At 71.4% G+C, this 13,274-nt stretch carries 10 protein-coding genes; 6 read left to right on the forward strand and 4 right to left on the reverse strand.

Features of this window, described 5'->3' with window-relative positions; translation table 11 throughout:
* Positions 1-68: 68 nt before the first annotated feature.
* The 3 genes from argG to AB0J87_RS49060 all read left to right on the forward strand — a co-directional run bounded on the left by argG (position 69) and on the right by AB0J87_RS49060 (position 3,130).
* On the forward strand, positions 69-1,526 hold the full coding sequence (gene argG, locus AB0J87_RS49050; protein ID WP_350724035.1) for an argininosuccinate synthase: 1,458 nt from the start codon (positions 69-71) through the stop codon (positions 1,524-1,526).
* A gap of 61 nt (positions 1,527-1,587) precedes the next feature.
* Positions 1,588-2,115 carry a flavoprotein gene (locus AB0J87_RS49055; RefSeq protein WP_350724033.1) on the forward strand — a complete coding sequence of 176 codons (528 nt, stop codon included), beginning with the start codon at positions 1,588-1,590 and terminating at the stop codon, positions 2,113-2,115.
* Positions 2,116-2,185: 70 nt separating this feature from the next.
* Positions 2,186-3,130 (forward strand): serine hydrolase, encoded by a 945-nt coding sequence (locus AB0J87_RS49060; RefSeq protein ID WP_363979002.1) that lies wholly within the window; start codon positions 2,186-2,188, stop codon positions 3,128-3,130.
* 7 nt (positions 3,131-3,137) lie between these two features.
* Here the strand turns inward: AB0J87_RS49060 and AB0J87_RS49065 are convergent, their stop codons facing one another.
* A complete protein-coding gene (locus AB0J87_RS49065) occupies positions 3,138-4,091 on the reverse strand; it encodes a zinc-binding dehydrogenase (RefSeq protein ID WP_363979004.1) in 954 nt (317 codons plus the stop codon).
* 80 nt (positions 4,092-4,171) lie between these two features.
* Between AB0J87_RS49065 and AB0J87_RS49070 the strand changes: the two genes are divergently transcribed.
* Complete coding sequence (locus tag AB0J87_RS49070; protein WP_350724028.1) at positions 4,172-4,756, forward strand: TetR/AcrR family transcriptional regulator; 585 nt, start codon at positions 4,172-4,174, stop codon at positions 4,754-4,756.
* Here AB0J87_RS49070 and AB0J87_RS49075 read toward each other — a convergent pair.
* Positions 4,753-5,622 carry a LysR family transcriptional regulator gene (locus AB0J87_RS49075; RefSeq protein ID WP_350724027.1) on the reverse strand — a complete coding sequence of 290 codons (870 nt, stop codon included), beginning with the start codon at positions 5,620-5,622 and terminating at the stop codon, positions 4,753-4,755. The genes AB0J87_RS49070 and AB0J87_RS49075 overlap by 4 nt on opposite strands.
* Before the next feature lie 71 nt (positions 5,623-5,693).
* Between AB0J87_RS49075 and AB0J87_RS49080 the strand changes: the two genes are divergently transcribed.
* Positions 5,694-6,572: a 4-hydroxy-tetrahydrodipicolinate synthase gene (locus AB0J87_RS49080; protein WP_363979008.1), complete on the forward strand. Its 879-nt coding sequence runs from the start codon at positions 5,694-5,696 to the stop codon at positions 6,570-6,572.
* Here the strand turns inward: AB0J87_RS49080 and AB0J87_RS49085 are convergent.
* Positions 6,534-7,754 (reverse strand): NAD(P)/FAD-dependent oxidoreductase, encoded by a 1,221-nt coding sequence (locus AB0J87_RS49085; protein WP_363979011.1) that lies wholly within the window; start codon positions 7,752-7,754, stop codon positions 6,534-6,536. The two genes, AB0J87_RS49080 and AB0J87_RS49085, sit on opposite strands and share 39 nt — an antisense overlap.
* 50 nt (positions 7,755-7,804) lie before the next feature.
* Between AB0J87_RS49085 and AB0J87_RS49090 the strand changes: the two genes are divergently transcribed.
* A complete protein-coding gene (locus tag AB0J87_RS49090) occupies positions 7,805-8,275 on the forward strand; it encodes a MarR family transcriptional regulator (protein ID WP_363979014.1) in 471 nt (156 codons plus the stop codon).
* A gap of 86 nt (positions 8,276-8,361) precedes the next feature.
* Here AB0J87_RS49090 and AB0J87_RS49095 read toward each other — a convergent pair whose 3' ends face one another.
* Entirely contained in the window at positions 8,362-13,269 is a 4,908-nt protein-coding gene (locus AB0J87_RS49095; protein ID WP_363979017.1) for a DNA repair ATPase, read from the reverse strand.
* Positions 13,270-13,274 lie beyond the last annotated feature (5 nt).

The following is a 13,274-nucleotide window of genomic DNA, read 5'->3' on the forward strand; positions in this document are numbered from 1 at the left end:
CACATCGCGGCGGAAATCCGGCGAGGGGGTTTGCATGGTCATGCATAGGTGTGTATATACTTCGACTCGTGTCTAAGATGCTCACCTCTCTGCCTGTCGGTGAACGTGTCGGGATCGCCTTCTCCGGTGGCCTCGACACCTCGGTCGCGGTCGCGTGGATGCGCGAGAAGGGCGCGGTGCCGTGCACCTACACCGCCGACATCGGCCAGTACGACGAGCCTGACATCGCCTCGGTGCCCGGCCGCGCCACGGCGTACGGCGCCGAGGTCGCCCGGCTGGTCGACTGCCGGGCGGCGCTCGTGGAGGAGGGGCTCGCGGCCCTGGCCTGCGGGGCGTTCCACATCCGCTCCGGCGGGCGCACCTACTTCAACACCACGCCTCTCGGGCGGGCCGTCACGGGCACCCTGCTCGTACGCGCGATGCTCGACGACAACGTGCTGATCTGGGGAGACGGCTCCACCTTCAAGGGCAACGACATCGAGCGGTTCTACCGCTACGGCCTGCTCGCCAACCCCTCCCTGCGGATCTACAAGCCGTGGCTGGACGCCGACTTCGTCACCGAGCTCGGCGGCCGCAAGGAGATGTCCGAGTGGCTGCTCGCCAACGGGCTGCCCTACCGGGACAGCACGGAGAAGGCGTACTCCACCGACGCGAACATCTGGGGCGCGACCCACGAGGCCAAGGCGCTGGAGCACCTCGACGCGGGCATCGAGATCGTCGAGCCGATCATGGGAGTGCGGTTCTGGGACCCCGACGTCGAGATCGCCGCCGAGGACGTCACGATCGGCTTCGACCAGGGCCGGCCGGTGACCATCAACGGCAAGGAGTTCCCCTCCGCCGTCGACCTGGTCCTGGAGGCCAACGCCATCGGCGGCCGGCACGGCATGGGCATGTCCGACCAGATCGAGAACCGGATCATCGAGGCCAAGAGCCGGGGCATCTACGAGGCGCCGGGCATGGCGTTGCTGCACGCCGCCTACGAGCGGCTGGTCAACGCGATCCACAACGAGGACACCCTGGCCAACTACCACGCCGAGGGGCGGCGGCTGGGCCGGCTGCTGTACGAGGGCCGCTGGCTGGACCCGCAGGCGCTGATGCTGCGCGAGTCGCTGCAGCGCTGGGTCGGCACGGCGGTCACCGGCGAGGTGACCCTGCGGCTGCGGCGCGGCGAGGACTACTCCATCCTGGACACGTCCGGACCGGCGTTCAGCTACCACCCGGACAAGCTGTCCATGGAGCGCACCGAGGACTCCGCCTTCGGGCCGGTCGACCGCATCGGCCAGCTGACCATGCGCAACCTCGACATCGCCGACACCCGCGCCAAGCTGGAGCAGTACGCCGGGCTCGGCATCGTCGGACCCCAGCACCCGATGCTGACCGACGTGCCGCAGACGGCCTCGACCGAGCTGATCGGCGAGATGCCCGAGGGCGGCGCCGAGGCGATCGCCAACCGTGGCGAGCGCGGCGAGATCCCCGGCGACGACGAGCTGCTCGACCACGCCGCGATGGAGTCCGGCACCGACTGACGAGGAGACGGCCGCGGCTGCCCGGCAGCCGCGGCACCGCCAACCCCCCGGGAGCCGACGCGTGGCCGAACCGCAGGGCGACGAGCTCTACATCATCGTGTGCGCCGCCGGGCCGGCCCCGGACGTCGGCCGGCTGGTCGCCATGGCGCAGGAGCGGGGCTGGGCCGTCCAGGTCGTCGCCACTCCGTCGGCTCTCGACTTCATCGACGTGGCCGCCCTGGAAGCCCAGACCGGCCGGCCCGTCCGCAGCCGCTATCGCAAGCCGCACGAGCCCAAACCTCCTCGACCGGGCGCGATCATCGTCGCGCCGGCCACGTACAACACGGTCAACAAGTTCGCCGGGGGCATCGCCGACACCTATGCCCTGGGCCTGCTGGCCGAGGCGCCCGGGCTCGGCATCCCCGTCGTCGTGCTGCCCTTCGTCAACAGCGCGCTGGCCGCCCGCCGGCCCTTCCTGCGCAGCATCGACGAGCTGCGCGCCGAGGGCGTCCGGGTCGTGTTCGGCCTGCCACGGCAGGTCGCCACGGACGAGCCGGACGCCGGCGCCCACCGATTCCCCTGGGAACGCGCGCTGTCGGAGCTGTCCTAAGGACTTGCGCCTGACACTGTGTGAGGCGGTATGCCAGGAGGTGCCGACTTTCAGGAGGAACATCGTGGCAATGGCTGAGCGGGTCGACGAGATCCTGGGCACGGGCAAGGCGCCGAACTTCCACGGTCTCGTGGTGATGCGGGGCGGGGAGATCGTGCTGGAGCGTTACGGCGCGGGGCCGGACCACCGGCTGGGCGACTCGCTGGGGCACGTCGAGTTCGACCGGGACACGCTGCACGACCTGCGCTCCGTGTCCAAGAGCATGGTGGCGCTGCTGTACGGCATCGCGCTGGGCGAAGGGCTCGTGCCGGAGCCGAGTGCGCCCTTGGTAGCCCAGTTTCCGGAATATCAGGATCTGGTGGCGGATCCGGAGCGCGCTCATCTGACCGTCGAGCACGCGCTGACCATGACCCTCGGCCTCGAATGGGACGAGAGCGCCCCCTACACCAGCCCGGCCAACAGCGAGATCGCGATGGAGCTGGCGCCCGACCGGTACCGGTACCTGCTGGAGCGGCCCGTCGTCGAGGAGGCGGGAAAGCTCTGGCACTACTGCGGCGGAGCCAGCGCCCTGCTCGGCGGCCTGATCGCCCGCGGGGCCGGCAGGCCGCTGGAGGAGTACGCCGCGACCGCGCTCTTCCGCCCGCTCGGGATCGACACGTTCGAGTGGTCCAAGGGATTCCACGACACGGTGAGCGCCGCGGCCGGCCTGCGGCTGCGGCCGGTCGACCTGGCCGCCGTCGGGCAGCTGGTGCTCGACGGCGGCCGGGGCATCGTGCCCGCCGAGTGGCTCCGGGAGCTGGTGCGGTCGCGGGTGGTGATCGAGGACGGGTTCGAGTACGGCTACCAGTGGTACGTGAACACCAAGGACCGCCACTGGGTCGGCGGCCTCGGGAACGGCGGTCAGCACCTGCTCGTCCTGCCCGAGGAGGAGCTGGTCGTGGCATTGACGGCCGGTGACTACGACCAGAGCGGGGACAGCTCCAAGGCCGTGCTCGAAGCGGTCCTCGCCTCCTGAGGGTTCCTTACGGAATGAGCAGGATCCGGCCGGTGACCGCGCGGCTCTCCAGGAGGCGGTGGGCCTGCGCGGCCTCCTCCAGCGGCAGCGTACGGTCGATGTAGGCGACGCTGCGCCCGGAGGCGAGCCGGTCGAGCATCGCCGGATAGTGCGTCCCGAACACCTCCCCGGCCCAGCCGGGCCCGCTGCACCCGGTGAGCGTCACCCCGCGTTCCATGAGGTCGGCGGCCGTGACGGCGGCGGGCTCCCCGGTCAGCATCCCGTAGAACAGCATCCGGCCGGTGCCGGGGGTGAGGTGGTCGAGCACCCGCCTGGCCGTGGTGCCGCCGATGGACTCGAACACCACGTCCACCTCGGGCAGCTCGTCGGGCCAGCCGGCCGGGCCGTGGTCGAGCACGAGGTCGGCGCCCAGCTCGGCGGTCCGGTCCCGCTTGGCGGCCGAGCCGGCGGTGGCGATCACCCGCCCGGCCCCGAACTCCTTCGCGTGCCGCACCAGGTACGTCCCCACCGAGCTGCTGCCCGCCTCGACCAGCACGGTCTCTCCGCCGGCGAGGCGTGCCTTGTGCAGCAGGGCGAGGGCCAGCGCGCCGGGCGCCCCCGCGGCCAGCGCCTGGTCCGGCCGCACGCCGTCCGGCACCGGGGCCGTCAGAGCGGCCGGGAGCACGGCGTACTCGGCGTACGAGCCGAGCCCGCCGGTGACCCCCACGACCGTGCTCCCGAGCAGCTTCGCGTCCACCCCCTCGCCGACCTCGACCACCTCGCCGGCCGCCTCCGCGCCGATCACGGCGGGCAGCGGCAGCGGGAACGGCAGCGTCCCCGCCCGGATCTGCGTCTCGGCGTAGCTGACGCCGACGGCCTGGGTGCGGATGAGGACCTGGCCCTCTCCTGGGCCGGGGCGCGGCAGGTCCGCGACTTCGAGCCGTTCGGGGCCGCCCTTTTCCGACAGGACGATCGCGCGCACGTGAACTCCTTTAACTGAACCGATGGTCCAGTTAATATATGGACCACTGGTCAAGTTTGTCCATGGGAAAGAATGACCGGATGGAACGTCGAGAGCGGGCCGACGCCGCGCGCAACAGGCAGGCCATCCTGCGGGCGGCCGAGGAGCTGCTGCGGCGGCACCCGCCCGAGCAGGTCTCGGTCGAGCGGGTGGCGGTCGCCGCCGGCGTGGGCAAGGGGACGGTGTTCCACCGGTTCGGGAGCCGCACGGGGCTCATGCTGGAGCTGATGAGCGAGCGGGCGCGCGAGTTCGAGCAGGCGTTCACCGAGGGGCCGCCGCCGCTGGGGCCGGGCGCGGAGCCGGTCGAGCGGCTGGTCGCGTTCTTCGCGGACGTGGCCGTGCTGGCGGCGCGCAACGGGAACCTCGTCAGCGCCATCGAGCACGCCAGGGTCACCACGAAGGCCCACGGCGAGCAGCGCAGGGAGGAGAACCCGATCTACCGGTCCTGGCACCGGCACGTGTCCCGGCTGATCGCCGAAGGGCGGTCCGACGTGGACGCCGAGCAGATCGCCCACATGCTGCTCGGCACGCTGCACATGGAGCCGATCGCGAGCCAGCTGCGGGCCGGGCAGCACGAACGGCTCGCCGCCGGCTTCGCCGACCTGGTCAGAGGGCTGCTGCGTTAGAGGGGCAGGTGCGGGATCGCCGCGTGGAAGGCGGCGACGGCCGCCCTGATCGACGGGTGCTCGCCATTCCCCTTCCTGAACGCCGCGAGCGTGCGGCGGCTCAGCGGCAGGCGGGTGAGCGTCACCCCGGCCGGCGGGTCGATCGCCGCCAGGTGCGGTACGAGCGCGACCCCCTGCCCGGCGGCGACGAAGGCGAGCACGGTGTCGAAGTCGTCGATGTGGTGCCGTACGAGCGGCTCGAACCCCGCCGCCTGGCACGCCCGGATCGCCATGGTGTGGCAGAGGGTGCCCGGCCTGTCGGTGATCCACGCGTCGGCGCGGGCGTCGGCCACGGAGGGCCGGTCGGTCAGGTACATGGGCTCGCTGTACAGCGGCTCCGTCTCGATGGACGCGTCCGTCACGGGCGGCACGAAGTCGTACTCGTGCACGAGCGCCACGTCCAGCTCGCCCGCCCGCAGCGCGGCCGAGACGTCGGCGGGGTCGATCTCGGAGACCATCGGCACCAGCCCGGGATGCGCCCCGGTCAGCTCGACGAGCGCCGGGGGCAGGAGCACGCGGGCCGCCGTCGGGAACGCGCCGATCCGTAGCGGCCCCGAAGGCCCGCCACGCGCGGCGGCGAGCGCCGCCGACGCGCGTTCGAGCTGCTCCAGCACGGCGTGAGCGTGCTCGACCAGCAGGTGCCCGGCGGGTGTCAGTGCCACCGTACGGCCGGTGCGCTCCAGCAGCGGCACGCCCGCCTCCCGCTCCAGCGCGCTGAGCTGCTGGGAGACGGCCGAAGGCGTGAACGTCACCGCCTCCGCGACCGCGGCGATGGTGCCGCGCCGGGCGAGTTCGCGGAGGAGGTGGAGCTTGCGCGGGTCGAGCATAAGCTGAGCTTAATCTCAAACGAAGAAATCCGCGCTGGACCTAACGGGTCCGGGCAGGACAGGCTCGAACCATGCTGAGAGGACTACACGTACCGCTGGTCACCCCGTTCACCTCGTCGGGAGAGGTGGCCGTGGACGCGATCGAGAAGCTCGCGTCGGACTACCTCGACCAGGGCGCTGCCGGGCTGGTCGCGCTGGGGACGACGGGCGAGGTGGCCGCGCTCGAACCCGGTGAGCGGGAACTGGTGATCGAGGCGTGCGCGCGGGTGTGCGCGGAGCGGCAGGCGCTGCTGACGGTGGGGGTGACGGGGAACGACACGCGTTCGACGGCCCGGGCCCTGCAGGGCCTGCCCTCGGGGGTCGGCGCCGCGCTGGTGACGGTGCCGTACTTCCTGCGGCCGGGCGAGCGCGGGGTGATCGCGCACTTCGAGGCGCTGGCGGAGGCGACGCCGGTGCCGCTGGTGATCTACCACATCCCGTACCGGACGGGTCAGGCGGTCGGCGCCGCGACCTTCCGGCACCTGGGCGCGCACCCGATGATCGCGGGCATGAAGTACGCGGCGGGCGGGATCGACCAGGACGCGGTGGACCTGCTGGGGGATCTGCCCGAGGGGTTCGAGGTGGTGGGGGGCGACGACGCGTTCATCTCGCCGCTGCTCGCGCTGGGCGCCGTCGGCGGGATCCTCGCCTCGGCGCATCTGCAGACCCGCGGCTACGTCGAGCTGGTGGACGCCTGGAACGCGGGCGACGCGGCCAGGGCGAGGGCGCTCGGGCACCGGCTGGCCAGGCTCTCGGCCGCGCTCTTCGCCGAGCCGAACCCCACCGTGATCAAGGGAGTGCTGCACGCCCAGGGCCTGATCCCGACCCCGGACGTGCGGTTGCCGCTGGTCCCGGCCGGGGAGGCGGCGGTCTCACAGGCTCGCCTGGTAGCGGTACATCCAGGCGAGTGACTCCTGGCTCGCGCTCTTCTTCAGGAAGAACGGCAGCATCAGGTCGCGGAAGACCCGGGCGACCGGGCTCGCGGCCTTGCTGTTGCTGATCGTCCTCGAGTACGCCACCACCCGCTCCGCCCTGGGCCGCCGTTCGGCCTCGAAGCGCTCGAACGCCTTCGTGTGGCTCCCGCTGTCGCGCAGGCACCTGGCCAGCACGACCGCGTCCTCGATGGCCAGCGAGGCGCCCTGGCCGGAGCTGGGTGAGGTGGCGTGCGCGGCGTCCCCGATCAGCAGGACCCGGCCGCGGTGCCACACGGGCACCGGCGGCAGGTCGTAGATCGGCGACCCCGGCTGGACGTCGCTGCGCCGGATGAGCTCGGCGGAGAAGTTCGCGTCGTCCTCGAACGCCCTGACCAGCACCGGCTTCCAGTCCTTCGGAACGTCGCCGAGCCGCCTGGGCAGGTTCGCGAACCACCAGGTCTCGCCCGACTTCGGTACCGCGCCTATGGTCGCGCTCGCACGGGGCTCCGCTGGTGACGCAAGCTGCCGCTCTCCGCCCCAGGCTCGCCGCTCCGTGTAACCGAAGAACGCGCGCTTGCCGAAGACCATGTTGTAGACACCCGGCTCGCCGGGGAAGCCGGCGTCCTTGACGATCCCGCCGAAGCTGTAGAGGCCGCTGTAGCGGGCGGCGGGAGCTTGCGGGTCCAGGATCGTGCGGGTGCTTGAGTGCACGCCGTCGCACGCGATCAGCAGGTCGCCCGTCGCCTCCGTGCCGTCCGCGAACCTGGCGGTCACCTGTCTTGCGCTTTCGTCGTACGAGACCAGGCGCTTGCCGTACGTGACCTCGATGCCGCGCCGGGCGGCCTCGTCACGCATGGTCCGGTAGAGGTCGGAGCGCAGGACGGTGTGGCTCACCGTGCCGTCGTCGAGCCGCAGCCCGTTGGCCACCTCGCCCAGCCGCTTGCCTGATCCGCTCCACATGACCATGCGTGGAGTGGGGATGGCCTCCGACAGTACCTTGTGGTGCGCGCCCAGCACGCGGAGCGCGGCCAGGCCGTTGGAGGCGACGTTCAGGAACGAGCCCACGTCCTCCGCACCCTGCCCGTACGCCTCGAAGATCTCGGCGTCCACACCCACTTCGCGCAGGGCCATCGCCGTGACGGGTCCGGCGATGCCGCAGCCTATGATCAGAGCCTTCATAGTGATAACCTTTCGTTCGGTCGAACGAAATATATGCGGAGGCTTTACCTGTGTCCAGAGATATTTCGGAGCGGCGAAAGAATTTGCTGGAGGCCCTCGGCATGGCGGGGCGGGACAGCAGCAACGCCGCCGTGATGTACCACACCGCCATGGGCGAGCGGCTGGGGCTCGGCATGACCGAGGAGAAGACGCTCGACCTGCTGCAGCGCATGGGGCCGCTGACGGCGGGGGAGATCGGCCAGCACGCGGGGCTGGCGCCGGCGACGGTCAGCGGGCTGATCGACCGGCTGGAGTCGAAGTGGCTGGTGCGGCGGGTGCGCGACACGCGGGACCGGCGGCGGGTCATCGTGGAGATCAACTACGAGCGGCTGGCCGGGTTCAGCGAGCTGTTCGAGCCGTTCGTGGCGGCGTTGGGGGAGCTGTACGCGCGGTACACGGATGACGAGCTGGAGCTGATCCTCGACTACGTCACCCGCGCCACGGCCCTCCAACGCGTGGCCACCCGCGACCTGACGACCTAGCCCCGCAGCCTCCAGTGCTGTGTGCGGCGGCCGGTGGGTGGGATCACGGGCCGCAGCACCAGAGCGAGCGAGCCGGGGCCGGTGGCCTAGCGGTCGGCTTCGTGAACGGTCGTGTCCACCTCGCTCACGCGGTCGGCTTCGCGGATGGCGGTGCCGACCTCGCTCACGCGGTCGGCCAGCAGGCCGAGGGCGCCCACGGCCCGGGCCATCGGGTCGTCGTCGGCGCCGCCCAGGGCCTTGGCCCTGAGGTAGGCGGTCTTGATCTCCGCCCAGCGTCCGGCCTGGGCCGGGGTGAGGCGGCCGCGCAGTTCGGCCAGCTTGAGCAGGTTGGCCTCGGCATCCGTGGTCAGGGTCTGGGCCTCTCCCAGGTAGTGGTCGTCGATCACCGCTTCCAGCTCGGCGTCGTTCATGGCGGGGACGATGCGCTCGGCCAGCTTGTTCATGTTGCGGTACGAGCCCTGCAGCCGGTACGGGGGCTCGGTGCGGGCCGCGTCGGACTGGGCGGCCGAGGCGATGTAGGCCTGGTTGTTGGCCAGCACGACCTCCTGGACGCGTACGAGCTTGGCCAGCACGCTGAGGATCTGATCCAGCTCCGGCTTGCTGTACGGGTGACGGAGCTGGTCGGGCTGGACGGTCGTGTCGCCCCTGGCGAGCCGTACGAGGAGCTCGACGTCCGCGCGGTCGCGGCCGGAGAGCGGCGCGAGCACCGGGTTGGAGGTCAGCGCGTTATCCACATAGCTCAGCGCGAACAGGTCGTCCTTGCCTGACAGGACGTCACCCAGGTTCCAGACGTCGGCGCGGTTGGCCAGCATGTCGGGGATGCGGAAACGCTGCCCGGACTCGGTGTACGGGTTGCCCGCCATGCACACCGCGAACCGCTTGCCGCGCAGGTCGTACGTGCGGGTGCGGCCGTTCCACACGCCCTCGATGCGCCGCTGGGCGTCACAGAGCGAGATGAACTTCTGCAGCAGCTCCGGCGAGGTGTGCTGGATGTCGTCGAGGTAGAGCAGCGTGTTGTTGCCCGTCTCCAGCGCGAACGAGATCTTCTCCACCTCCTGCCTGGCCGTCGCGTCGGGCGCGTCCGCCGGGTCCAGCGAGGTCACCTCGTGGCCCAGGGCCGGGCCGTTCACCTTGACGAACACCAGGCCCAGGCGGCTGGCCACGTACTCCATCAGGGTCGTCTTGCCGTAGCCGGGCGGTGAGATGAGCAGGAGGAGGCCCATCTGGTCGGTACGCTTGCCCGCGCCCGCCGCTCCGAGCTGCTTGGCCAGGTTGTCGCCGATCAGCGGCAGGTACACCTCGTCGAGCAGGCGGTTGCGCACGAAGGCGCTCATGACCTTGGGCTTGTACTCGTCCAGGCGCAGGCGGTGGCGCTCGGCCTCGACCAGCTCGCTCCTGCGCCGCTGGTAGGCCCGGTACGCCGGTACGCGCTCCTGGCGGAAGCGGCGTGTCCTGGTGAGGAGCTCGTCCAGCCGGATGTCGAGTTTGCGGTCCTTGATGCGGGGGTGGGCACCCAGGAGGCCGTCCACGGTCTCCTGGACGGCGGCGCTGGAGTCGTGGCGGGGGACGTCGCACAGCTGCACCGCGATGGCCTCCGCCACCTCGGGGCCCTGGTGGTAGGCGGCCATCCAGGCGTGGGCCAGTTGCAGGCGCTCGGGGAGCGGGACGCTCTTGAGCTCGTCCTCGAACTCCCGGAGCTTGGCCGGGCCCAGGGCCTGGCGGAAGCCGTCGAGGAGGTCGCGCGCCGCCTTGCCGGTCACGAACCCGAACGGGCTGCTGCCCAGCTCCTCGACGAGATACTCTCCCGCAAGCCCGGCCCCCGCGACGGTAGGGTCGGGCGCCGACGTGCGGAGGCCCGCTGCCGGCGCGCCCGGTGGGTTCGGGCGGAGGCCGTCGACGAAGTCCGCGATCAACGTCTCCAGCTCGACCGCCAGCGAGTCCAGGGCCGGGGTGGGGCCGAAGACGGCGCGGGCTCGGACGAGTGACACGGCGCGCGTGGTGAATGTTTTACGTGAAACCTCGTCCAACCCGAAGGCCCAGAACAGCTGCGCCGCCGCCCGCACCTCGGCCGGGTACCGCAGCAACCCCGCCCCCGACCGCAGCCGTACCAGCACGTCCAGGATGGCAGCGGCGTCGTGGTCGTGGACCCCGCGCTCGTACCCCTCGTCATAGCGCGACTCCACCGCCTGCCGCACCGCGTCCTCAAGAGTGGCCCCGGGGGAGAGGGAGTCCAGGAGCGAGGCGGCCAGGTGCTCGCCCCGGTACACCTCAGGCGTCTCCGACACCAGCAACTGGTCCCAGAAGGGCCGGGTGTCGGCGAAGGAGGCGGGCACCGGCGAGCGGTAGTCGGTCCCGGTGATCGCGAAGTGCATGGACACGCGCTCATGCTCACGGCCGCTTCCGTGCGGCACCAGCGTCAGGTCGATGGGCTGGGTGTTGACGGCGAAGCGGTGGCGGCCGAGCCGGAGCGTCTCCCCGCCGTCGGAGAAGAGGTCGAGGCGATCCCGGAGGGCCCGGCCCGCCTCCTGCTGGGCGGACTTGACGCGCCCGTCCAGCTCCTCGGCCCGTACGGCGTCCCCGAGCGAGCGCAGCTCGACGGCGGCCGAGCGGACCTTGGCCACCATCGGGTCGGTGGCGAAGTACGTGTTGACATCGTCCAGGGAGGCGAGGGCGCCGAGGCGGCGGGTGATGCTGCCCAGGATGCGTTCGGCGGAGGCGAAGACGCGGTCGGCGCGCCGGGCGAGGTCGTCGAGCTGGGTCTGCTTGCGGGCCGAGAACGCCTCGTAGACGTCCTCCCGCTTGGCCGACAGCTGCGCCGCGAAGTCGTCGAACTCGCCGAAGCGCGACTCCAGGGTCTCCAGCTGCAGCATCAGCCGCCCGAGCTGTTCGTCGCACTTGGCCGGGGTGTCCGCCATCGCCAGCGCGCCCGTGATGGCCTGGCCGAGCAGGGCGAACTCGGCGGCGAACGCGGCCCGCCCCTCCGTCCCGAGCAGTTCGCGCCGGCGCCCGTCCAGGATGGCGCGCGCCCGGTTCACCCCGCCGAGGACCTCGGCGATCCGGCCCAGGATGGAGGTGCGTACGGTCGCGTCGGCGATGTCCAGCGAGCCGACGACCTCCGTCACCACCTCCAGCCCCTCCGCCTGCGCGGCCAGCCGGTCCGCCACGGGGGCGGCCTCCGCGACCGTGCCGATCGCGGCCGCCCCGGCGGCGAGTTCCTCGACGGCCGCATGGTAGGCGGTGAACGCGTCCGCACCCTGCAGGAACTCGACCGCCCGCCTGCCGACGGACGCCAGCTCCTCCGTCACGGAGGAGGACAGCGCGTCCAGGCCGGCCAGGTCGATGTAGCGGGTCTCGCGCAACGTCACCAGGCGGCCCTGGGCCCGCCGCAGCGTGGCCAGCGTGTCGACCCAGGCGTCCGCGGTGACCGGACTGTCCGCCCGCGCCTCGCGTACCAGGTGGGTGATCTCCTCGGAGGCGGCGGTGAGCGCCTCGGCGGCCTGGCGGGTGAGCTGCTCGACGTTCTCGTACTCGTCCAGCACCTGCTCGGCCGTGGCCCGCACGTCGGCGAGCGGCCCGCTCAGGCCGTGCTCCTCGAGCCAGTGATAGGAGTCGAACGTCCGCGTGCAGGCGGCGATCAGCCCTTCGAACGTCCCCGCGGACGCCGCCATCTCCTCGACCATCCGCGAGACGGACAGGCAGTCGGAGATGCCGCGCACCAGCTCCGCGTTGCCGATGCGCTCCAGGGGCCCCGTCCCGGGGGGCTGGGCGGCGGCGTACGTGTCGGAGACGTACGGCGTCTGCCAGACCTGCATCGGGTGCACCCGGGTGGGCTCGTCGGAGGTCGCGCGGAAGACCACCATCGTGCCGTCGTCGAACAGCGAGTAGCCGTGACAGACGATGGGGTTGGCGACCTCCTTCCTGATCACGTTGTACGGCAGCAGCAGCGAGCGCCCGTCACCCCTGGCGTGGAAGACGTACAGGACGTCCTCGCCGTTGGGCGAGCGGACCACCCGCTTGAACTCCAGATCCGTCACGTCCGTGTCGAACGTCTTGCTGGCCCCCGTCGCCAGGTAGTAGCCGCCGGGGAAGATCAACCCCTGGTCCTCGGGCAGGCGCTGGCACGCCTGGCCGAGGCCGTCGAGCCTGATGACGGCCTTGGTGCGGGTGTTGAAGACCAGGTGGCGCCACTCGGTCTCCTTGTACGGCCTGATCCGCATGAGGACGAGCGGCCCGACCCTGGCGTACTCGACGTCGGCGTCCGCCAGGCTCTGCAGCGGTTCGGCGACCGGCTCGGCGTAGATGCCGGCGCCGGTCTCCGTGTTGTTCTCGATCTTGATGGTCAGGTCGCCGCCGACCGTCTCGACGAACACCTCGCCCTCGATCGAGATGTGCGGGTGCCGTCCGAGCACGTGGTCGTCGCGCGTGGTCGGCGTCCACTCGAAGTCGTGGGACGGGGGGAAGGTGTGGTCCCGCTCCCCCCGGTTGTCCACATATTTCGGGACGCCGCCGTTGTCGACCGTCCACCGCAGCACCCGCAGGTCCGCCGGCCCCGTCTGGAACACCGCCAGCAGCTTGCCCTCGGCCCGCCGCAGCTGCTGCAGCCTGGTCTCCTTGTAGTACCGGTACAGCTCGGCGAAGTCCTTCTTGAACGCCGGATCGTCCAGCGTCTCCAGCTTGTCGGCGTCGAACCTGAACGCGTCACCGTCCCTGGAGAACCGGTGCACCGCGAACACGTCCGCCACCGCCGTCTCCGGCTTGAGCCCGATGAAGACGTTGTAGCCGAAGAGCATCACGTCGCCCAGGGAGACGATGTCCCTGGGGACGCAGTTGTTCTCCGTGCGGATCCGCTCGGTGCCCAGCAGGCGCAGCTCCGCGCCGCCGAACACCTTCAGCCGCGCCCCGTTGAGCGCCTCGGCCGCCGCCGTCAGGGTCTTCGCCTGGGCCTGGAGCCTGTTCCTGAGGACCTCGTAAGTCCCCGCCTCCAGCTGGGTCACCTGGG

It is taken from the genome of Nonomuraea sp. NPDC049625 (assembly GCF_040675285.1).
Classification (GTDB): domain Bacteria; phylum Actinomycetota; class Actinomycetes; order Streptosporangiales; family Streptosporangiaceae; genus Nonomuraea; species Nonomuraea angiospora_A.